This window comes from Micromonospora craniellae, assembly GCF_014764405.1.
Lineage (GTDB): Bacteria > Actinomycetota > Actinomycetes > Mycobacteriales > Micromonosporaceae > Micromonospora > Micromonospora craniellae.
The window spans coordinates 2542458-2564655 of the sequence record NZ_CP061725.1; the positions used below are offsets into that span (position 1 = coordinate 2542458).

Consider the following 22198-nt stretch of genomic DNA (forward strand, 5'->3'; position numbering starts at 1 on the left):
TGGCGCATCCGGACCCTGACGCTCCGCGTGATGGGTTGAGTGATTTCGTGGCGGCTGCGGCGGTGCGGGTGCGTTGGGCTTCCGCTGTTGACGCTCAGGTTGCCTTCGACCATGCGCCGCGTGTGATCGCCCTCGGTGGCCGGTTCGGTCGTGTCGCCGGGCGTGGCGGTGTGGTGCTGTACGTGCATTGCTTCGAGGGCGGGATGGACGACTGGAGCCTTGTCGTTCCGTGGGAGCCGTTCGCCGGGCCGGTGTTGGTGTGCGTGGACGACCTGGAGGATCACTGTATGTGGATTTCCGAGGATGATCCGCCGGCGCGGGAGGCTCTGTCGCTGTTACGCACGGGGATCGAGTTGGCGTTCGGCACCAGGGCGGCGCTGACCGCCGACGGTGGCCTGCCTCCGGATTGACCTGCGGGTACCGAGGCGACTATGGCCGCTCCGGCGGGTGGTGTCGGGCAGCCGGGCCTGTGGGTGTGGGGGTTCGGTGAGGTCGTGTCGGCTGAGGAGTCTGGCGATGGTGGTGGCGGCGCGGGTGCGTTGTTTGGAGGCGCTGGGTTCGCTGAGGTGCAGGTCGTCGGCGACCGCGCGTAGGGTTTCGCCGTTGAGGTAGGTGCGGCGGATCAGGGTGGCCTGGGTGTCGCTGATCGTCTGCCGGCCTGTGCGGGTGTTGGCCTGGGTGACGAGGCGGTTCAGGACGTCGTGGACGGTTTCCTGGTTGGCGTCGTCGAGGTGGGCGTCGTGTTCGGGGTTGCCGTGCTCGGAGCGGGGGATGCGGTCGTCGGGTAGCGCGTCGAGGTCATACAGGGGTGGTGGGTGTTGTCGTTTGCGTCCGCTGGCGTGGGTGTAGGCGGCGTCGGTGAGTCGGGGGAAGAGCTGCGGTGTGGTCAGGTCGAGGCGGTGCAGGGCGAACAGGAACTCGATGGCGAGGGTGTAGTGGGCCTGGGCGGCCGGGCCGGGGGCGAGGTACGCGGTGAGCTTGTTGGCCTGGGTGCGGAGTTTCGGGTAGGCGACGCCGAGCGCGTACAGGTTCCAGTCGCTGCGGTGGGCGCGGGCGGTGTCGGCGAGGTGCCGCCAGGCCCGGTCCCGAACATGCCCGGGGGCGCGCATGACGTGGAGGCGGAAGTCGACCATGGGCAGCGGGGTCGGCAGTGTGTCCGGGTCGATGACGTTGCTGGGGACGGTCAGCGTGATGCGGGTGCGGGCCTGGGCTTCGATCTGGCCGAGGACGGTGAGGTCGGCCCGTCGTCGTGGTGGTCCCAGTCCGGCGTTGGACAGTGGGGTCGGCTGGTGCGGGGCGGGCACAGGGTATCCCTGTCAGCGACGCCGGTTGCCGCTGCAGCGCGGTGATCCCATGCCGGGGTGCCCCGTTCCTACCGTCCGCCGCCGGAGCGGACTGCGCTTCTGGCCGTGGTCACGAGCCTACGCGCGCCGGTGGTCAAGATTTTTCTCGCGCGAACGGAAAGTTCGACCACCTTCGCTTCCCCTCTATAGGTAGAGGACACCGGTCCTTCCACGGCGGGTGATGGTCGGCGCGTACCGGGATGAAGCCGACGGATCGCATCTCAGGTTGAAGGGCTGTGGCCTGGGGTTTTCCAATCGGCGGCCCGGATTTGTAATCCCATTGGTGAAGGGGTACCTCGCCCCTCGCGGCGCGCGCCGGGGCTGTTGTCCACCCAACAGACACCCACCACCTCACCCAACACCCGATCCCGTTGCGGCGGTGGCAGTGCGGGGCTGTCCAGCTCCTGACGGTATCTGTCACCACCGTGCCTGACAGAAGTCCACCACCGATAGAGAGGTGTCTGATTCGTAGTTGAACAGGATGATTCGAGGTTGAACAGCAGCCTTCGCAGGGTTCGACCCGGTCCAGGCGCTGACAGAAGGTGCCCGGTCCGGGTGTCGGTCCGTGCCCGGCGCGGTGCGGCTGTCAGGGGTTGCGGACTGCTCTGCACCCGATCCGCAACCCAACACGGCGTGAACACGCAGGCCAAGCCCACTTCGGCCGTTCTTTACGGACCGGCGACTGACATAGATGTCAACTCTTCCCCGGGGATGCGCTTATCAGCGCGACAGCGAAAGGAAAAGCTGATGTCGTCCGGAACCACCCTACGGCTGCGGGCCTCCGGCGGCCCCAGCGAACAACTCCTGCTCCTGCTCAACGACCACCGGGTCATGACCACGGACCAACTCGCCCGCGCCACATCGACTCCGGCCCGTACGGTGCTGTACCGGCTCGAACAACTCCGTGCCGCCGGCATGGTCGACTACGACCGGCCCGGCCGCCACACCGGCAGCGCACCCCACCACTGGTGGCTCCGCCCCGCCGGAGCACGCCTGATCACCGGCACCGCCCTGGCCGACGGCCGCCGACCCTCGGCCATGTTCTCCGCCCACGCCGCCACCATCACCGAGGTGTGGCTCGCCCTGCGCGACAACGGCCCACCCGCCGGACTCACCATGACCGGCTGGGCCACCGACCGGGCCGGCTGGCAGGAATGGGACGGCCCCACCTCCGCATGGGGCGGCACCACTACCAAGCGCCTCACGCCCGACGCCGTGTACGAAGCCGTCCTGCCCGATGGGAGGGCGACGGCGGCGTTCGTGGAGATCGACCTCGCCTCCATGACCCACACCCAGCTCAGAGCCAAACTCGACCGGTACCGCGCCTACACCCGCGACCAAGCATGGCGCGGCAGGTTCCCGCACTGCCCACCCCTGCTGCTGTTCACCACCACCGCCCACCGGGCCGTCACCTTCACCCGCAACGCCGCCAAACACCTCCGCGAAGACCACACCCCCAGCCGCTACCGGCGAAACGCTGTCACCGACTTCGACCTAATCGCCGAACACGGCCGGCTCATCGTCGCCGCGACCGGCCTCGTCCGCGACCCCGCCCGCGCCGTCACCGCCCACGCCTGGAACCTCACCGACCTCGAAGCCGCCGAAACCACGATCACCGCGATCCTCACGGAACGCGCCACCGTCACCGCCGCCGCCCAACCCGCCTACCGGCGGGAACGCGCCGCCGAACTCGCCCGCCGACGCTCCCACACCCTGCGCGACCTGGCCCGCCACCCACAGCAACTCGAATCGAGCCTCGGCCCCGCCGCCGTCGACCTGCTGACCTACCTCTTCGACCGCGACCACGACCCCCGCAACCCGTTCACCCCCGACCTCGACACCAGCAGCGTTCTGGCCGCGCTCGCCGACTGGTGGCGACACCACCCCGACGACACCACCACCGCTAAGACGCTGCGCACCGCGCTCACCCGGGCACACCACACCGCCTGGTCCCACCAGGTCCACCACCTCGCCCACCTCGCCAACGGAGGCGACGACCGGCCCGCCTGGTACACCGCCGCCACCCACCTCACACGACAACGCCTACTCACCCCCACCGAACACCACCGGCTCGACCACGCCCACACCCGCGAACAAGCCCAAGCCGACGTCTGGCGCGACTGGCAACCCCCCAACCGCCACTACGGCACCCGGCTCACCTACCCGCAGTGGCGCGACGAACACGTCGACCAGCGGTGGCGCGCACTGTCCTGGTGGCAACGCCACCACACCCACCGCGACACCCTCACCGCCGCGTTCGACGACAAACACCTCACCGCCTGCGCCCGCTGCGCCCTCACCCTGCCCACCAACGACACCGGCAACTGCCCTGGCTGCCACCACCACCAACGCCTACCCCACACCCAGCGACACTCGATCACCCCACTGACCGACCTCATCACCGCACTACTCGCCAAGACGGCCGACGACCCCTCACCGCCACCCGGCACCACCGGAATCTCGACCGCGCCCGGTCGAGATTGATAAGCAAACGCCATATCTCGCTCCGCGAGATTGGCGGCCATTTCCCATATCTTGCTACGCGACCGGATGGCGCGTACGCGAGATCTGGTAACCGGTCACTACAACTTGCTGCCCCGGCCCGGCCTTTACGGGAACTGTCACCGTAACCGTGCTACGGGCACGGATCAACCCGTACGGAACGGTACAGCACAGCACGGCCGGCGTGAAGCACCACGGCGCGGTGACACGCTGTGTGCCTGGTGTCGGTGGAGCTTCCGCCTCGCCGCCACCAGCCTGGTAACCCCTACTCCGGGCGTTACCAGCCGCTACCCGTAGCGCCGTAGCACCCACCCGGGAGCGGTAACGCCTCTGTGGGGAAACCGCATCGGCGCGAATGAGGCGGAGTGCATGTGTCAGCTTCCTCACACCCTATTCTCCGGCTTGTGCCGGATCTGATCGTCCCGTTCCGCCTGGTGCCGGAAACGGCCGTTACCAGGCGGAACGGGTAGCACGGGTGGTAACGCCACCGCGTCATTATCAATTCACGGAAAGGCGAAAGCGATGACCGCAGCGAACCGGAAACCAGCGGAACCGACCGTGGAGGACGATGGCCACAAGCCAGACGACACCTGACCCACGCCGTCGCCCACGAGGCGACCGGTCGCCGGACCTGGCCACTCCCGGCCGAGACGGCGACCCCACCCCCGCCGACCACCCACGAGGCCAGCCCAACGCCAGGGGGACGTTACCGCTGGCCACCCCTCCACCCCGCACCCGGACAACAGCCCGCGTCAGCCGACCGGACCCGCCAACCCCACCCCACCACGACCACGAGCAGGACAGCGACCCCTCGGAGGTGAAAGCGATCATGCGGGAACGCCTCGCCGCGATGGCCGCGCCCCGCGACACCGACGACCCCGAACTCGCGGCACTCCGGGCCATCCTCCGCGACCAGACACTGATGGCCCACGTCACCGCCAACGTCGACCAGTGGCCGCCGCTCACGAACGAGCAGCGCGCCACCGTCGCCGCGCTGCTCGGCCGACGGCGAACGCGACGTGGTCTTGATTTTGGATGAAGGCAAGTCTCGCGTGGAGGGGTACCCCGGCCCGCCGGGGTGCCCCTTCGGGGCTGCCGCCTAAACCGTTCGGGTACACGACGCAGTCGTCGACCTTCACTTATGGTCTACTTCGAGATAGCTCGGATTGATAATTGGCTTATCGGTAGCCTCGATCCTTGGTCGAACATCGACCTCGCGATTGAGGCCCGCTCGGCTTCGTCGATCTTTGTTCCCGTGCGGTGTCCGGTACCTGGTGGCCTTCCCGATCCTGAGTCGATTGCTCGTCGGCCCCCGTCCGCCCCGCCCGCCCGGTCGGATCTCATGGGAACTGAGCGGGCTTGTTGAACGACTATCAGGTGGGTGACAGCCGTCCCGGCTTGTCCAGCCAGTGTGGAGGAGGGTGACGGAGATGGCTGTGGCGCGGTGGGCCGTGGTGGTGACCGCTGCGGCAGCGGTGGCAACGTTCACTATGCCGGGGGCGGCGTCCGCACATGGTGTGGGCGGGTCCAGCGAGACGGTCGGTGGATTTGTGTGGTTGGGCACCAAACACATGCTCGCCGGCTGGGATCACCTACTGTTTGTCGGCGGGGTCCTGCTGCTGGCCGGTGGGGTTCGCCGCGCGGCGAAGTTGATCTCGTTGTTCGCACTCGGGCACAGCGTCACCCTGTTCACCGCCACGGTGGCTGACTGGCACGTCAACCCGGTCATGGTCGATGTCGTGGTCGGGCTGAGTCTGGTCTTCGTGGGCGTGGTCGGGTTGCGAGGCCGGCCAAAGAACTGGACGTGGTTCGCCGTGGCGGTACTGACGTTCGGACTGATCCACGGTCTGGGCCTGTCGACCCGTTTGCAGGAGGTCGGCCTGCCCGACAGCGGAGTCATCCCCCGGGTGCTGGCGTTCAACGTCGGGGTGGAGATCGGGCAACTCGTCGCCGTCGTCGGAATGTTCATCATCGGCGACGTGCTTCGGCACTACGTGCCGAAGCTACGCGACACGCGGCTGTCGCACGGAGTCCTCATCGCGGCCGGGCTTGTAGCCGCTTCCGTGCTGGTCATCACCTCACCCGGCGAGGTGCTGCGCCCATTGCGGCCCGAAGCTGCGGTCGGTGTCTGCGCCGTCCGGGAACGAACCGAGACATTCCCGTTCGGCACCAGCCACCCGGCGAAGCAGTTCTACGAACCGTACGAGGAAGTGCCAGCGACCTCATTCGGCCATGTCATCACCGATGGCTACATTATCGTCACCTACCGGCCAGACCTTCCCGCTGACCAACTCGACCAGGTACGTGCCTACGTGGCGGACCCCGCCGTCGGTCGGGTCGTCGGCGGCCACGCCGCAGACCAAGGCGAGGCGATCAAGGCCGTGCACGCCTACCAGACCCTGGTCTGCGACACCGTGGACACCGACGCGATGCGCCAGTTCAGCAGCGGCTGGTTCGCCGACCCCCGGTCCAAGCCCGCAGAATAGTCTGCGGGTCAGTCGCGCTCTGGCGCACCGGACACGTGGTGCGCCACGGCCCGCACCAATCCTCCGGCTCGGGCGACGATCACAGGCAAAGCACTGAAACAACTCCGGCTAGCCGAGGGTGGGAGCGCCGAGTCCGTGTTTGGGTTCGATGCGCACCGTGGTCGGGTCGAACCCGCGTCCCTTCCGCCCGGACGGCAGAATCGTGACCGTCATCAGCCGGTCGATCACTACCCGCTTGTCAGCGAGGGGTGCGTCGCGCCACGCCGTCACCGGGTCCGGGGCGTTCACCAACGGCGACAACGGATCACTACCCACGTTCGCGTGCAGCTGGGCGTCGATCTCGGCGACCATCGCGGCGGCCTCACGCCGGGCGTCCCGCGCGTACTCGCGGGTCTCCAACCCCCGCAACTCATCCGCCAGAATCCGCTTCACACGCTGCTGGATCGCGGCCCGCTGCGCCCGCAGCCCCTCCACGTCGACCTGCGGGGCCGGCTCGGCCAGCAACTCGAACGCACGCGGGTGCGTCACCGCGTACACCACGTGCGCGAACACCGCCGCGTCCACATGCGCCTGATTACGGGCCAGATGGTTGCGCGCCTTGCATGTGTACCGAGGCGCACGCCCCGCGACGGTGACATGAACCGTCACCGCACGGCCCGTCTCCACACCCGGCGGGGTGCACACCCCGCACCGGTAGATCCCCGACCCCACCCACCGGGGGGCCGCTCCCGGCCCTACCCGCCGGGACGGATCGGTCAACAGATCCCGCACGGCGAAGAACACCGCCGGATCGACGATCGGCTTCCACGGCGCGACCACCCCCTCCAGGATGTTCCCGCCGTACACCATGAACCCGGCGTTACGCGGACGCAGCAGAATGTCCCGCAACCCCTCGGCCGACCACGCCGCACCACTCACCGTCGACACCGACCCCGCCCGCAACTCCGCAGCGAGGGACCGCAGGGACGCCCCCTGCAGCAGCCGCTGCGAGCAGTCCTCGATCACCGCCGCCTCCACCTCGACACGCGTGACACCGCTCTGGCAGTCCCGGCCCCCGTGCCACGGGCACACGTACCGGCCGGGGTCACCGGCACCGACCGGCGGCGGACCACCACAGAACCCGAACGGACGCCGACCCCCACCCCACTGACCGTGCATCGCCTGCCGCAACCGCTCCCCACGGACCCGACGCCCCGTGTCCCGGCTGGCCTTGTTCGCCATCGTCACCATCACCCGCGCCAAGGTGATCTCCGAGTCCGTACCCCCATCGGTGAACCGCAACGACCCCGACAACGACTGCGCGTTCGCACCCGTCTCCTGAACGACATCGATCATGTCCTCCAAATCCCGAGGGTCACGCACCGTCCGGTCCAGGTCCACCGCCAACACCGCCTGCGACCGGCGCTGCCGCACCCGGTCCAACAACCGGGTGAACCCCGGCCGGATCACCCGCAACACCGTCGACCCGTCCGGCAGCCGAATCTTGCGCCGCTTGAACGCCGACGCCGGTTTAGGCTTGCCGTTGACCATGTCGTTCTCGACAATGACCTCACCGACCGTCCACCCGAGCTGACCCGCACGGTCCCGCAACAACCGCTCGTGTTCCACGAGCCCCTTGCTCTCACCATCGCTGTTCAAGTCCTCGACCCGCAGGTCAGACAAGCGAAGGTACAGATCCACAACCGTTGGAGGAGTATCAATGCCCATGCACCAACTATGTGCTAGAACCGGGGACCGGGCAAGACAGCGGTCGGGCTGCACCGCGCGGCGTACCTGCTCTATCTGCACCGGGAACGGCTGCGCCGGTCGAAGGTGCTGGTCGTCGGCCCGAACCAGGCCTTCCTCGGCTACATCGCGGCGGTGCTGCCCGCACTCGGCGAGGTGGAGGTCGCGCAGGCCACCGTGGAGGACCTGGTCGACCGGGTGGGGGTGCGGGCGGTGGACCCGCCGGACGCGGCGAGGATCAAGCACGACGCCCGGATGGCCGAGGTGCTGCGCCGGGCCGTCGACGCGTACGTGGGCGAGCCGACGGAGCCGATGACCGTATCCGACGGCTCGTACCGTTGGCGGATCGGGCTGGAGCCGCTGCACCGGCTGGTCCGCGAGACGCGCGCGGAGGGGCTGCCGTACGCCGTCGGCCGGGAACGGATCCGCGCCCGGGTGGTCGGGCTGCTGCAACGACAGGCCGAGGCCCGGCGGGCGGAGTCGCCGAGCGAGGCGTGGCTGCGCCGGACCGGCCGGTCGACACCCGTCACCACATTCCTGGACGCGGTCTGGCCGGCGCTCACCCCGGACGGGCTGGTTCATGCGCTGCTCGGCGACGCCGCCCGGCTCGCCACCGCCGCCGACGGCCTGCTCAGCCCCGAGGAGCAGGCCCTGCTCACCGGCCGGAAGCTGGGGCGTACGCCGAAGGCCACCCGGTGGAGCACCGCCGACGCCGTCCTGATCGACGAGGCGGCGGGGCTGATCGAGCGCCCTTCCGGCTACGGGCACGTCGTGGTGGACGAGGCCCAGGACCTCTCCCCGATGCAGTGCCGGGTCATCGCTCGGCGCAGCGAGCACGGCTCGCTCACCCTCCTCGGTGACCTCGCCCAGGCGACCGCGCCGTGGGCCGCCACCGACTGGCGGGAGACCCTGCGGCACCTCGGTAAGCCGGACGCGACGGTGGTGCCGTTGACGGTCGGCTTCCGGGTGCCAGCGGACGTGCTCGCCTTCGCCAACCGGCTGCTGCCGGCGCTCGCCGTCGACGTGCCGCTGGCCGAGTCGATGCGCCGCGACGGCGAGCTGACGGTGCGTACCGTGACCGATCTTCCCGGGGCGACGGTGGCCGAGGTGCGCGCGGCGCTCACGCACGAGGGGTCGATCGCGGTGATCGCCGCCGACGAGGCGGTGGACCGGCTGCGCGCGGCGCTGGCGGCGGCGGGGATCGCCACGGCGACCGTCGACGAGCCGACGGCGGACACCCGGGTCTCCGTCATGCCGGCCACCACGGTCAAGGGCCTGGAGTACGACCACGTCGTCGTCACCGAGCCGGCCGCGATCGTGGCGGCCGAGCCTCGCGGCCTGCACCGCCTGTACGTGGTGCTCACCCGGGCGGTGTCCCGGCTCTCGGTGGTGCACGTCGCGTCGTTGCCCGCTCCACTCGGCTGATTGCGCGGTTGCGCCGACCCGATAGACCGTTATATACGGAGCAACGTGGAAGGAGCCGCCGTGATTCTCGCCCGTGCCTACCAGGTCAGCCGCCGCTACGGCGAAGTACTCGCACTGGACCGGGTCGACCTGGAAGTCCGTGCGGGCGAACTGGTCGGCCTGCTCGGGCCGAACGGCGCCGGCCACGCTGCGCGTCGGCGAGGTGGTCGACTTCGTCTCCGCCCACTACCCGGACCCGATCCCGCGCGGCGAACTGCTCGACCGGTTCGGCCTCACCGAGCAGGTCCGGCGGCAGACCGGCGGGCAGAAGCGCCGGCTGGCGGTGGCCCTCGCCTTCGTCGGTCGCCCCCGGCTGGTACTGCTCGACGAACCGACGACCGGGCTGGACGTGGAGGCCCGACACACGCTGTGGGAGGCGATCCGGTCGGTCCACGCCGACCACGCTTCGCCGGCCGGGTACTGGCCGAACTGCTGATCACCTACCTGTCGCTGATCCCGTTGGTGGTGATCGCCGCGACGTTGACCGCGGCCGAGATCACCCCGGCCCGCTTCCTGCTGGCCCTGGCCACCGTGGGGGTGATCGCGGTGCCATTCACCCTGCTGGGGCTGGCCATCGGGTACACGCTGCCGAGCAAGGCGGCGATCGTGGTGGCCCAGGTCGTCTTCTTCCCGATGGCCTTCGGCGGTGGGTTGCTCTCCGCTCCCGGCGACGCGCCCGGCTTCATCGAGGCGATCGCGCCGTTCCTGCCCACCCGCGGCGCGGTGGAGCTGATGTGGGCGGCCGTCGGCGACTTCCAGATCAGAACGTTGTCGCTGGTCATGCTCGGCGTCTGGGTGGTGGTGCTGGCCTCGCTCGGCGGATGGGCGTACCGGCGGGACGAGGGTCGCCGGTTCAGTTGACGTTCCGGCCGTTTCCCCCGGGCGGCGGCCGGGCGGTGCCACGATGCCGGTGAGGCGGTCGAGTGGCGAGCGCCCGAGCCGAGAGGGGTGGCCGTGGTCAGCGTCCCGCCGGGCACCCCTTGCTGGGCTGATCTGGCCACCCCGGGCCTGGACGCGGCCCGACGGTTCTATCCCGAGCTGTTCGGCTGGACCGGCCGGGTCGCCCCCGAACCGGAGGCGGGCGGTTACACCGTCTTCCTGCTCGGCGGGCGGCCGGTCGCCGGCGTGGGGCCGCCGGCCGTACCGGACCAGGTGCCGATCTGGTCGACGTACGTGGCCACCGACGACGCCGACCTGGTCGCCGGTCGGGTGGAACGGGCCGGCGGGCAGGTGGTGGTGCCGCCGTTCGAGGTGTTCGACCGGGGTCGAATGGCGGTGTTCAGCGATCCGGCCGGTGCCGCCTTCAGCGTCTGGCAGCCGATGACCTTCACCGGGGCCGACGTCTTCGACGTGCCGGGCGCGATGAGCTGGACCGAACTGGTCACCCCCGATCCGGACGGGGCGCGGATCTTCTACGAGCTGGTCTTCGGGTGGCAGCCCGAGGAGGAGCCGATGGGGCAGGTCGCCTACACCGGCTGGCGGCTGGGTGACCGTCTGGTGGCCGGTATGATGCCGCCGCTGGGCGCCGAGTTCCCGGCCGACTCACCGGCGTACTGGACGCTGTACTTCTCGGTCGCCGACGCCGACGCCACCGCCGCCCGCGCCGCCGAACTCGGCGGCACCATCCTCGTCCCGCCCCGAAGCATCCCCGCCGGCCGCGTAACCGCCCTGCGCGACCCCCAAGGCGCCCTCTTCTCCCTAATAGCCCGGACCCCCTGACCGACACCTACCCCACCGCCGCACGGCGGGACCGCGACCCGGTGAGCAGGTCGCGGTCCCGGTCAGGGGCCACCACCGGTAGCCCGTCGAGTTCCCTGTTTGTCTGTTTGACCCCTGGGACGGGGCCCTGCGCGAGGGGGTGTGGCAGGGCCCCGCCGGTTTCAGGAGGCGGTGATGGTGACGTTGTCCACAGCCGCCTCGACCAGGCTGGCCGTCGACGCGTCGGCGGCCTCCACCAGGATGCGGACGGACTGCCCGGCGTACGGGGTGAGGTTGAGGTTGGCCTGGGTCCAGGCGCCGTTGCGGTTGCTGGCCGCACCGGCCTGGGTGAGCAGTGCCGTGGTGCCGCCGTTGTGCACCACGCTCACCCGCAGGTAGTCGGCCGACGACGAGTTCGATCCGTGTGCCAGATACCAGGCCAGCGACAGGGTCAACGTGCCGCTGGACGGCAACGTGACCGCCGGTGATCGGGCGCTGGTCACGCCGCCGTCCACGTCGTGGTCCCCGGCGGCACTGCCGGCCAGCCGGCCGGTGACCAGGTCGTTGCTTCCGGCGAACGGGGTGAGCTGCTTGGCCCCGCTGGAGTTGGTGGCCTGCGCGGCGCCCCGCTCCCACTGCCCCGAGGTCGCGGTGTCGGTGCCGTTGGGGTTGATCGTCCAGCCGGTCGCGGTCTCGAAGGTGTCCGACCAGACCGTGGTCCCGCCGCCGGTGCCGCAGTACTGCGACTGCTTGCCGATGGCCCGGTAGGGGCAGTCGGCGTACTCGGAGAGGATCAGCACCGCCTCCCGGTTGCGCGAGGTCTGCGCCGGGATCACCTCGTCGGGCGGGTAGAAGCCGCCGCCTGCGGCCGAGCCCGGATACAGCTCGAAGGTGTACGCCCAGATGCCGTGCGTCGCCCACATCCAGTCGATGCTGCTGCCGTCGGTGACGTAGAGGTCACTGGACTGCTGCGGGGTGAAACCGTTGGTCGCCGCCATCTGCTGGCCGATGGTGGCGAAGGTGTTGTACTGGTCGGCGGTCATCCCCGGCGCGGTGTTGCTGGTCGTGAAGCCGTACGGCCAGAGCACCAGCTCGGAGTAGGTGTGGAAGTCGATGTTGGCCTTGATCTGCTGCACCCCGCCGACCACCCGGCTGTTGACGAAGTTGCGCAGCGCCTGCGTCTCCGGGGCGGAGAACGCCGACGGGCCCCGGTAGGTGTCCGAGGAGGTGGAGCCGGACGAGCCGCCGCAGCACCCGAAGTTGTAGCTCCAGTTGCGGTTCAGGTCGGTGCCGACGTACGACGAGCCGCTGTTGGGTTGGCGGTTCTTCCGCCAGGACCGGTAGGAACCGGTGGCGATGTCGTACTCGCTGCCGTCGGGGTTGACGGTCGGCACGATCCAGATCTCCCGGTTGTTGACCAGGCTGGTGATCCGGGAGTCGGAGCCGTAGTTGTCGGTGAAGAGGTTGAGCAGATAGATCGCCATCTCGACGGTCAGGTGCTCACGGGCGTGCTGCTGGGCGTTGAACAGGATCTCCGGCTCGTTCTCGTCGGTGGCGACGTTGTCGGAGATCTTCACCGCCACCAGGTCCCGGCCCTCGTAGGAGCTGCCGATACTGATCTTGCGGGCGATCGACGGATGGTCCGCGACGACCTGGTTGACCACGGCGGTCATCTCCGCGTAGTCGTGGTAGTTCGCGTCGGCCGGCGGGAAGGCCAACGCGCCGGCCTGTCCGTCGGCGGCGCCCCGGTCAGTGGGCAGGGCGGCGATCGCCTCCAGCCGGAACCCGAGGCGGGTGATCGCGGCGGCCTCGGCACGGGTGGCCGAGACGTGCAGCACCCCGTGTTCGGAATAGTCGATCGCGGCACCGGTGCCGGCGATCGCGTTGCGGTCGGCGAGCGTCTTCGGGCCCAGCACCCGGTAGGGCACGGCGGCCGGCTGCTCGTCCCGGCTCGGCGCCGGCTCGGCGGAGACCGGTGGCGCGGAGATGGTGAGCAGGCCGAGCCCGGCGGCGATGATGAGCGCCAGCGCACGGCGGACGGGGATGGATCGGAAGGCCATGGACAACCTCCTGGAGGCGCGGGGTTCCCCGCTCGATGGCGGACAGCCCACCACCGGTCACATGGTCATATCAACATCTATCGCTATGTGGCTCATCCCAGCCGGATCCTCATGCCCACGACATGACCCCGTCGCCACGGGTCAGGACGAGGGGCCGCGTCCCTGCTCGGCGGAGGGGCCGGACTGGTCCGGCGTCCCGCCGTCGGCCTGGCCGCCGGAGACGGTGTCGGCCTCGGCCTGGTCCTCTCCGGCCAGGGCGGACCGCAGTCGCTCCTTCTCCGAGCGGCGACGCTCGGCGGCGGCGGCCATCTCCTCGGCCATCTGGTCGCGTACGCCCTTGAGCAGGAAGAAGGAGACTGCGGCGGAGAACAGCAGCGCCAGGATCAGCTTGAGGAAGATGTCCATGTCGACCGGCCAGAGGGCCAGCATCACGACCACGAACAGGCCGATCCGGCCGAGGGTGTACTTGGCCGCCGCGCTCACGTCGTACTCCATTCTCCGCCGGGGGCGGCATTTCTCAGCTCCTGCGTACGGCCGCGCCGCACGGCGACCTCAGGTCGTCCGGTCGACCAGCCAGCGGACACCAGGGAACCAGACCAGCGCGTACACGACGGTGAACGTCACCGCCGCCAGGCCGCCGGAGAGCAGCGGCGGCAGCCCGGTCACCACGCCCGCCACCAGCAGCCCGGAGACCACCGCCATCGCCAGCGCCACCAACCCGGCCACCACCCGGGGCGCGCCGAACTCCCAGGCTCGGAAGTCCTCCCAGAACAACCAGACGGCCAGGATCACCGCCAGCCATCCGTTGGCCTGGCCGAAGTCACCGGCACCGAACCAGGCGAAGGCGGTGTCGAAGATCACCAGCACCAACATCCCGATGACCACCCCGGCCAGGCTGACGCCGAGCAGGTCACCCAGGAACCGGATGCGCCCGTCGTCGTCCCGGCGGGGGAACGCGCTCTGCTGCTCGCTCATCGTCGTGCCAGGGTACGCGTCGACTCAGGCCCAGACCTGCTGCGGCTCGGAACGGCGCTCCGCCATGCTCGGCGCGGCGTCGTACTCGCGGACCACCTCGTAGCGGGTGTTCCGCTCGACCGGGCGGAAGCCGGCGTCCCAGATCAGGTGCAGCAGGTCGTCCCGGTGCATCGTGTTCGGCGTCCCGTACGAGTCCGCGTCGTGGGTGATCTTGTATTCGACGACCGAGCCGTCCAGGTCGTCCACGCCGAAGTTGAGCGAGAGCTGGGCCACCGAGAGCCCGTGCATCACCCAGAAGCACTTGACGTGCGGCACGTTGTCGAACAGCAGCCGGGAGACCGCGAAGGTCTTCAGCGACTCGGCCGGCGAGGCCATCGTGGTGCGGGCCTGGATCCGGTTACGGACCTTGCCGTCCGCGGAGTCGACGAAGTCGTGCTGGTAGCGCAGCGGGATGAAGACCACGAAGCCGCCGGTCTCGTCCTGCAGCTCCCGCAGCCGCAGCACGTGGTCGACGCGGTGCCGCGGCTCCTCGATGTGGCCGTAGAGCATGGTCGACGGCGTCCTCATGCCCTTGCTGTGGGCCAGCCGGTGGATCCGCGACCAGTCCTCCCAGTGGCAGGCGTGGTCGACGATGTGCTGGCGGATCTCCCAGTCGAAGATCTCCGCGCCGCCACCGGTCAGCGACTCCAGACCGGCCTCCATCAGCTCGTCGAGGATGGCGTCGGCGGTCAGCCCGCTGATCTTCTCGAACCACTGGACCTCGGTGGCGGTGAACGCCTTGAGCTTGACGTTCGGCAGCGCCGCCTTCAGCTCGCGCAGCACCTTCGGGTAATAGCGCCAGGGCAGTGTCGGGTGCAGGCCGTTGACGATATGCAACTCGGTGAGCTGCTCGTCCTCCATCTCCTTGGCCTTGCGGACCGCCTCGTCGATGCGCATCGTGTACGCGTCCTTCTCGCCCGGCTTGCGCTGGAAGGAGCAGTACGCGCAGGAGGCGGAACAGACGTTGGTCAGGTTGAGGTGCCGGTTGACGTTGAACATCACCCGGTCGCCGTTGCGCTCGGTGCGCGCGTGGTGGGCCAGTCGCCCCAACCAGGTCAGGTCGTCGCTGGAGTAGAGCGCGATGCCGTCCTCACGGGTCAGCCGCTCCCCGGCGTACACCTTCGCTTCGAGCTCGCGCTTGAGTCCGGCGTCCATCGAAAGCCCGTCCCTTTCCCCTGCGTCCGCGACCGTTACCGGCCGCAGTCAGAGCCTACGTCGCACGCCCGGGCTGCTCACACCGTGGTCCGTCGGTGACCCGGGTCTCCCGAACTCTCAGTTTCCTTTAACCCGCCCAAACGTCGACACCACGCACCATGTGAGGTAAGACAAGATGGGGCACGCGTCACCTGGCGATTGCGACACCCGGTGGTAGCGTCCCCATCCGCCGCGGACCCCTCGCGCGGCGTTGGATGGCCGAATGGGAGCGTAATGGTCGACAGCCTGGACGGACGGCGGCGACGGCGACGGAGTCCGATGATCTCGCCGGTGCTGCGGCCGATGCTCTGGTCCGCCCTGCTCGGCGCCGTCGCCAGTGCCGTCCTCGCCGCTCCCGCCTACGCCGAGCCGGGTATCCCGGTCACGGTACCCGACACCGGGTCCCGCCCGGCCGTCGCCGGCCAGTTCCAGTTGCCCGGCGGGGCACCGACCGACGGTACCCCCGGCGTGACCGCCCCGACCGCCACCCCGGCCGGAAACGCGCTCGAAGCCCAGATCGCCGCCGTCGAGGCACGGATCGGCGAACTCGGCACCCAACTACTCGACCTGCAACAACAGCGCACCGAGGCAGAGACCCAGCACACCGCCGCCGGACGCACCCTGGAGTTCGCCCGGGCCGCCGTCACACAGGCTGCGCAGCGCGCCGACCAGGTCGCCGCCGAGGCGATCAAGGTCGACGCGGCCCAGCCGCCCGGCGACTGGGCCGCCACCCTGCGGGACCTGGAGCGGCTGCACCGGGCCAACCGGGGCGAGCGCAGCGAGGGCGTCACCGGCCCGGCCGCCGGCCAGGTCACCCGCGCCCGGGCCGACGAGCAGGTGGCCACCCAGGCGTACACCGCCGCCGAGCAGCGGCTGCGCGGGGTCCAGCAGCAGTACACCCTCACGCAGCAGTCGCTGCGCGAGGAAGAGGCCAGGCTGATCAAGCTGCGCGAGGAGAACTCCGCGCAGTTGATCGCGCTGGCCCGCCAGCAGGAGGCCGCCGAGCAGCGGCTCGGTGCCGACTACGTCGACCAGTCGGCCGACGGGCTGGTCGCGCACCCCACCGCGTTGGCAGCCCTCGCGTACGCCCGCCGTCAGCTCGGCGACCCGTACGTCTGGGGTGCCACCGGGCCGAACTCGTTCGACTGCTCCGGCCTGATCTGGTCGGCGTACCGGTCGGCCGGCTACTACAAGCTGCCCCGGGTGTCCCGCGACCAGTACTACGCGACCCGGTCCCGCACCGTGCCGCGCAACGCGCTGCTCCCCGGCGACCTGGTCTTCTTCGCCTCCGGCAGCAGTTGGCGGACCATCCACCACATGGGCATGTACGTCGGCGGCGGCAAAATGATCCACGCACCGACCACCGGCGACGTGGTGAAGATCTCGACCGTCCGCTGGTCCCGGTTGTTCGCCGCGACCCGGGTGGTCGGTGGGGTACCGGGCCCGACCGCCTCGCCCACCCCGTCGCAGCCGCCAGCGCCCAAGCCCACTCCGAAGCCGACCTCGAAGCCCACCACCAGTCCGACGCCGACGCCGACGCCACGACCGACGTCGCCGTCCCCCTCGCCATCGGGCTCGCCGACGCCGACGCCGACCGGTTCCCCCTCGCCGTCGGTGACTCCGTCGCCGTCCACCTCGCCGACGCAGAGCCCGTCGACCTCGCCCACGCCGAGCACCGAGAGCAGCAGCCCCGCCCCGACCAGCAGCAGCCTCGCTCCGACCACGGCGGCGAGCAGCACCGCTGCCGAAGAGAGCGCCTCGGCCACCCCGTCCGCCGTCGGCGGTCGCTGACCGGACGCCACCCGCCGAGGCGACCTCCGGCCCGTCCCGCGCGTACACGAAGGACACTGTGCGGGCTACGGCTGTGCCAGCCGGTCGGGATGTGGCACGGTGTCACACAGGCACTGCCGGTCCGGTGGTACGGATCCGGATGCGAGCGTGGCACGGAGGACGAGGATGACCGAGCACGAGGTTCCGGCTCCCAATTCGTCACCGGCAGTTCCTGCCGGCGGTGACCGGCCAGCGGCACGGGGCCGGGCGGGAGTCGCCCGCGTTCCCGTCCCCGCCGGTTCGGCAGGCGCCGGCACCGGATCAGCCGCACCGGTCACCGGCGGCCCCGGGTCCGTCGCTCCGACGACGGGTGGCGGGACCACGTACCGTGCCGGCGCCCCGGCGACACCCGGTGCCGACCGGCCACCGGTGATCGCCCGAGCGCAGGTCAGCGTGGCCGGCGACGCAGCGGGCACGACCGGCACGGGCACAGACGGCAGCGCCGGCGGCACGGGCCTGAACGGGGCTGCCAAGGCCGCTGTGCCGGGGCCGCGGGAGCCGGGGCCGTCGACTCCGGCACGTGCCAGCGTCCGGGTCGCCGGGGTGAGTCAGGTGAGCGCGGCCGAGGCCGCAGCCGCCGGTGGCGGTGGCGGTGGCGGTGTCCGGGCCGCCGGGGTCTACCGGTCGGCGCCGGTCGCCCCGGAGTCGTCCGAGCCCGCCCGCCCGTCCGAGCCTCTGCAGCCCACCACGCCCGAGCCGGTGCCGGATCCGGCGACACCGGAGCCGGGTCCGCCGACCCCGCCGCCCGGCCCGATGCCCGCACCGCCGTTCCCACCGCCGCCGGCCACGGCCACCACGGCCACGTCGGCCACGCCCGTCTCCGCGTCGCCGTCGCCGGTGGTGCCCGCTCCGGCGCTGCCGGTCTGGCCACCACCGACCACTCCGAGCGGGCGCCGCGACGAGCAGGTCTCCGGCTCACCGGGGGTCGCACCCTGGCCTTCGGTCCGGCCGGGGCTGCTTCCGACCGAGCCGCCGACGGCCCCGATCGGCACCGCCCCGGACCTACCGTCGGCGACCGGCCCACCGGAAGCGGCCGGTCCCGGCCCCCGCTCGAACGCCTCCCGTGAGGCCGGATCGGCGACGCACCGCCCCGGCGGATCCGATCTGAGCGCCTATTACACGGGCGGGTCGGGGGCCAACACCGTGGCCTTCCCGATCGGCGAGGAGAACTCAGGGTCACTGACCGGTCACATCCTGGCCCAGGGTTGGACGGAAACCCCGGCCGAGCGGTCCGGGAACACCCTGCGGGTGGTGATCGTGTTGGCGGTCGCGCTGGGCCTGCTGGTGGCGTTCAGCGCGCTCGTGGTCCTGCTGGCGAACGACGCCCTGAGTGGTCTGACCGGCGCACTGCCGTAGCGAACGGCGGGGTGAGTCCGCCCACTACCCCCATCCGGTCCGCGCGCGGGAACGGCACTCGCCGTACACTTGTGGGTGATCACTGACCTGGCGCGCGACCGCGCGCCCATGGGCGTTCTTGCGGACGGATCCGGCGGCGGTAGTGCCGTGGCGGGACATCGCGAAGGTGCGCCCCGCTTGAAAGGCATTTCTTGACCACCTCCGCTGCCTCTGGCATGCCCCTGTCCGCCTCTGACTCCTCCACCGATCTGCCGGCCGACGTCGGCGGTCCTAACCAGTCGATCGACTTCGGCGCGTTGGGGTTGCCCCAGCCGCTCGTGCGCGCCCTCGCCCGGCAGGGCATCACCACACCCTTCGAGATCCAGCGCGCGACCGTGCCGGACGCCCTCGCCGGGCGCGACGTGCTCGGCCGGGGGCAGACCGGCTCGGGCAAGACCCTCGCCTTCGGGCTGCCGCTGCTGGCCCGGGTCGCCGAGGGCGGCCAGGCCCGTCCGATGCGGCCGCGTGCCCTCGTCCTGGTGCCCACCCGGGAACTCGCCATGCAGGTCAACGACGCGCTGCTGCCGTTGGGCAAGGCGGTCGGCTTATTCCTGAAGACCGCCGTCGGCGGAGTGCCCTACGACCGCCAGATCGACGCCCTTCGCCGGGGCGTCGAGGTGGTGGTGGCCACCCCGGGTCGGCTCGCCGACCTGATCGACCGGGGCGTCTGCCGCCTCGACGACGTCGAGGTGACCGTGCTCGACGAAGCGGACCAGATGGCCGACATGGGCTTCCTTCCCGAGGTCACCGAGTTGCTGGCGAAGACTCCCGCGAACACGCAGCGGCTGCTCTTCTCGGCCACTCTGGACACCGACGTGGACGCGTTGGTCCAGCGGTTCATGACCGACCCGGTGACCCACTCGACCGCGCCCGCGACCGCTGCGGTCTCCACCATGGACCACCACCTGCTGCTGATCCCGCCGCAGGACAAGTTCCCGGTGACCGCGTCGATCGCGGCACGGTCCGGCCGGACCATCGTCTTCGCCCGTACCCAGCTCGGCGTGGACCGGCTGGTCACGCAGCTCGCGGCGGTCGGCGTACGCGCGGGTGGGCTGCACGGCGGCAAGACCCAGCGGATGCGTACCCGCACCCTGGCCGAGTTCCGTGAGGGCCGGACCAACGTGCTGGTGGCGACCGACGTGGCGGCCCGGGGCATCCACGTGGACGGGGTCTCGCTGGTGCTACACGTCGACCCGCCGAAGGACCCGAAGGACTACCTGCACCGGGCCGGGCGCACCGCACGGGCCGGCGAGACGGGTGCGGTGGCGACCCTGGTGCTGCCGAAGCAGCGCCGCACCACCCTGGCGATGCTGGAGAAGGCCGGTGTGGAGCCGGAGCAGACCCGGGTACGCGCCGGTGACGCCGCCCTGGCCGAGCTGACCGGAGCCCGCGAACCGAGCGGCGTGCCGGTGCGGGAGGAGCGGGAGGAGCCGCGTCGGCCCGGCCGGACGACCGTCGGCCCGCGCCGCTTCGGTGACCGTCCCGGCGGCGACCGCCGGTTCGGCGATCGTCCGGGCGGGGAACGCCGGTTCGGTGACCGCGCCTACGGCGACCAGCCACGCGGGGAACGCCGCTTCGGCGACCAGCCACGCGCAGAGCGCCGGTTTGGTGCCGACCGGGGCGGGCGCTCGGAGGTGCGGGGTGAGGAGCGTCGCGGTACGGTGGGGCGGCCCCGGTCACACACCTACTGATCGGTCCCTTCGGCGCATGGCGTGCCGGGTCGGGCCCGGTGGCGTAACGTCCGATTCATGTCGACCATGCGGAAGTCGCTGCTGTGGACCCGGTCCGACACACCTGGGTCCGAACACGCCCTGGTCGCTGACGGGTCCGGGCTGACCGCGCACGGCACCCAGATCGCCATCGACCCGGTGCCCTACACCTGCCGCTACCAGGTGGCCACCGACTCCGAGTGGGTCAGTGTCCGCCTGGAGGTGGAGGTCGAGGGTGCCGGGTGGCGGCGGAGCGTACGCCTGGAACGGGCGACCGGTCGGTGGCGGGTGACCGCCGCCGAGCAGGGTGACCTGGACGCGGTCCTGACTGCCGCCGGGCGTGCCCCGGCCGGGCTGCCCGGCCTGGAGGACCCCGATCGCCTGGCCGATGCTCTCGACGTCGACCTGGGCGGCTCGCCGCTGTTCAACACGCTGCCGGTGCGTCGGCTCGGCCTGATCACCGCGCCCGCCGACACCACGCACCGGATGACCGTGGCCTGGGTGCTGCCGCCGAGCCTGACCGTGCTCCCCGCCGAGCAGGTGTACACCGGACTGGGCCCGCACCGGTTCCGGTACGCCAGTGACGGTTTCAGTGCCGAGGTCGACATGGACCAGGACGGGTACGTACAGCACTACCCCGGCCTGGCGGAGCGCCGGACGCCCCGCTGAGTCGCCGGTCGGCTCAGCCCGGCCAGGAACCGTCGGCCAGGAACCGCTCGACGGTCGCCAGGTGCGGGGTCAGGTCGAGGCCCTGCCCGGCGACCCACTCGTCGGCGTAGTACGTGTCGGCGTACCGGTCACCGGCGTCGCAGATCAGGGTGACCACCGAACCGGTGCGCCCGGCGGCGCACATCTCGGCGATCAGCCCGAAGGCACCCCACAGGTTGGTGCCGGTCGACCCGCCCACCCGTCGACCGAGTACGGCCGAGCCGGCCCGCATGGCGGCCAGCGAGGCGGCGTCCGGTACCTGCACCATCCGGTCCACCACCGCAGGCAGGAACGACGCCTCGACGGTCGGGCGGCCGATCCCTTCGATGCGGGAGCCCCGGCCGGTGCGCACCGACCAGTCGGCCGCCTGCCAGGCCGGATAGAACGCGGAGTTCTCCGGGTCCACCACGCAGAGTTTGGTGGGCAGTCGCCGGTAGCGGGCGTACCGGCCGATGGTGGCGCTGGTGCCGCCGGTGCCGGCACCGACCACCACCCAGGCGGGTACGGGGTGGCGTTCCAGGGCAAGCTGCGCGTAGATCGACTCGGCGATGTTGTTGTTGCCCCGCCAGTCGGTGGCCCGTTCGGCGTAGGTGAACTGGTCCATGAAATGTCCGCCGGAGTCCTCGGCGAGCCAGCGTGCCTCGATGACCACCTTGGCCGGGTCCTGCACCAGGTGGCACCGGCCGCCCTGGAACTCGATCTGGGCGATCTTCTCCGGCGACGTCGAGGCGGGCATCACCGCGATGAACGGCAACCCCAGCATCCGGGCGAAGTACGCCTCGGAGACCGCCGTGGAGCCCGACGACGCCTCGACGATGGTGGTCTCCGGCCCGATCCGGCCGTTGCAGAGCCCGTACAGGAACAGCGAGCGGGCCAGCCGGTGCTTGAGCGAGCCGGTCGGGTGCACCGACTCGTCCTTGAGATAGAGATCGATCCCCCACGACCGGGGCAACGGAAAGGGCAGCAGGTGGGTGTCGGCGGACCGGTTGGCGTCCGCCTCGACGGCGGCGATCGCCTCGGTCACCCACCGCCGGCTTGCCTCGTCGCACCGGTCGAGATGAGTCACGCTC

At 70.8% G+C, this 22198-nt stretch carries 18 protein-coding genes and 1 pseudogene; 12 read left to right on the plus strand and 7 right to left on the minus strand.

Translation table 11 applies throughout. From position 1 onward, the window contains the following. Positions 1–35: 35 nt before the first annotated feature. The gene (locus ID554_RS11305) at positions 36–410 is read left to right on the plus strand and encodes a hypothetical protein (RefSeq protein ID WP_147333507.1); all 375 of its coding nucleotides are present in this window, start codon (positions 36–38) and stop codon (positions 408–410) included. Here the strand turns inward: ID554_RS11305 and ID554_RS11310 are convergent. Beyond that, on the minus strand, positions 336–1304 hold the full coding sequence (locus ID554_RS11310) for a sigma-70 RNA polymerase sigma factor region 4 domain-containing protein (RefSeq protein ID WP_117229303.1): 969 nt from the start codon (positions 1302–1304) through the stop codon (positions 336–338). The genes ID554_RS11305 and ID554_RS11310 overlap by 75 nt on opposite strands. A gap of 786 nt (positions 1305–2090) precedes the next feature. Between ID554_RS11310 and ID554_RS32390 the strand changes: the two genes are divergently transcribed. From ID554_RS32390 to ID554_RS11325, 3 genes are all read left to right on the plus strand, one after another. Beyond that, the gene (locus ID554_RS32390; protein WP_158573784.1) at positions 2091–3827 is read left to right on the plus strand and encodes a replication-relaxation family protein; all 1737 of its coding nucleotides are present in this window, start codon (positions 2091–2093) and stop codon (positions 3825–3827) included. An 847-nt stretch (positions 3828–4674) separates the two neighbouring features. Next, positions 4675–4884, plus strand: a complete 210-nt coding sequence (locus tag ID554_RS11320; protein ID WP_147333508.1) for a hypothetical protein — start codon at positions 4675–4677, stop codon at positions 4882–4884. 391 nt (positions 4885–5275) lie between these two features. After that, positions 5276–6331 carry a HupE/UreJ family protein gene (locus ID554_RS11325; protein ID WP_147333509.1) on the plus strand — a complete coding sequence of 352 codons (1056 nt, stop codon included), beginning with the start codon at positions 5276–5278 and terminating at the stop codon, positions 6329–6331. 108 nt (positions 6332–6439) lie between these two features. Here ID554_RS11325 and ID554_RS11330 read toward each other — a convergent pair whose 3' ends face one another. Next, the gene (locus ID554_RS11330) at positions 6440–7969 is read right to left on the minus strand and encodes a recombinase family protein (RefSeq protein WP_223884538.1); all 1530 of its coding nucleotides are present in this window, start codon (positions 7967–7969) and stop codon (positions 6440–6442) included. A gap of 93 nt (positions 7970–8062) precedes the next feature. On the opposite strand from ID554_RS11330, the pseudogene ID554_RS11335 reads away from it, so the two are divergent. From ID554_RS11335 to ID554_RS11350, 4 genes and pseudogenes are all read left to right on the plus strand, one after another. Continuing rightward, positions 8063–9481 (plus strand): annotated as a pseudogene (locus tag ID554_RS11335) (HelD family protein); the annotation flags it as partial. 73 nt (positions 9482–9554) lie between these two features. Further along, complete coding sequence (locus tag ID554_RS11340; RefSeq protein WP_223884539.1) at positions 9555–9956, plus strand: ATP-binding cassette domain-containing protein; 402 nt, start codon at positions 9555–9557, stop codon at positions 9954–9956. Then, the gene (locus ID554_RS11345) at positions 9890–10381 is read left to right on the plus strand and encodes an ABC transporter permease (RefSeq protein WP_223884540.1); all 492 of its coding nucleotides are present in this window, start codon (positions 9890–9892) and stop codon (positions 10379–10381) included. The genes ID554_RS11340 and ID554_RS11345 overlap by 67 nt, the downstream gene beginning before the upstream one ends. Before the next feature lie 93 nt (positions 10382–10474). Beyond that, complete coding sequence (locus ID554_RS11350; protein ID WP_117229371.1) at positions 10475–11239, plus strand: VOC family protein; 765 nt, start codon at positions 10475–10477, stop codon at positions 11237–11239. Positions 11240–11400: 161 nt separating this feature from the next. Here the strand turns inward: ID554_RS11350 and ID554_RS11355 are convergent, their stop codons facing one another. The 4 genes from ID554_RS11355 to mqnE form a co-directional block, all read right to left on the minus strand. Beyond that, a complete protein-coding gene (locus tag ID554_RS11355) occupies positions 11401–13278 on the minus strand; it encodes a M14 family zinc carboxypeptidase (protein WP_117229308.1) in 1878 nt (625 codons plus the stop codon). Between the two features lie 141 nt (positions 13279–13419). After that, the gene (locus ID554_RS11360) at positions 13420–13761 is read right to left on the minus strand and encodes a DUF4229 domain-containing protein (protein WP_117229372.1); all 342 of its coding nucleotides are present in this window, start codon (positions 13759–13761) and stop codon (positions 13420–13422) included. Positions 13762–13830: 69 nt separating this feature from the next. Next, positions 13831–14253 (minus strand): hypothetical protein, encoded by a 423-nt coding sequence (locus tag ID554_RS11365; protein WP_117229309.1) that lies wholly within the window; start codon positions 14251–14253, stop codon positions 13831–13833. A gap of 24 nt (positions 14254–14277) precedes the next feature. Next, positions 14278–15447 (minus strand): aminofutalosine synthase MqnE, encoded by a 1170-nt coding sequence (gene mqnE, locus ID554_RS11370; protein WP_117229310.1) that lies wholly within the window; start codon positions 15445–15447, stop codon positions 14278–14280. A 273-nt stretch (positions 15448–15720) separates the two neighbouring features. Between mqnE and ID554_RS11375 the strand changes: the two genes are divergently transcribed. From ID554_RS11375 to ID554_RS11390, 4 genes are all read left to right on the plus strand, one after another. Further along, positions 15721–17277, plus strand: coding sequence for a C40 family peptidase (locus ID554_RS11375; RefSeq protein WP_117229311.1), 1557 nt, complete (start codon positions 15721–15723; stop codon positions 17275–17277). A gap of 591 nt (positions 17278–17868) precedes the next feature. Further along, positions 17869–18672: a hypothetical protein gene (locus ID554_RS31555; protein WP_223884541.1), complete on the plus strand. Its 804-nt coding sequence runs from the start codon at positions 17869–17871 to the stop codon at positions 18670–18672. Between the two features lie 191 nt (positions 18673–18863). Next, positions 18864–20402 (plus strand): DEAD/DEAH box helicase, encoded by a 1539-nt coding sequence (locus ID554_RS11385; protein ID WP_396888507.1) that lies wholly within the window; start codon positions 18864–18866, stop codon positions 20400–20402. A 57-nt stretch (positions 20403–20459) separates the two neighbouring features. Next, positions 20460–21089 (plus strand): putative glycolipid-binding domain-containing protein, encoded by a 630-nt coding sequence (locus ID554_RS11390; RefSeq protein ID WP_223884542.1) that lies wholly within the window; start codon positions 20460–20462, stop codon positions 21087–21089. Between the two features lie 13 nt (positions 21090–21102). On the opposite strand, the gene ID554_RS11395 is transcribed toward ID554_RS11390, so the two are convergent. Then, positions 21103–22194, minus strand: a complete 1092-nt coding sequence (locus tag ID554_RS11395; RefSeq protein WP_117229314.1) for an L-cysteine desulfhydrase Cds1 — start codon at positions 22192–22194, stop codon at positions 21103–21105. Positions 22195–22198 lie beyond the last annotated feature (4 nt).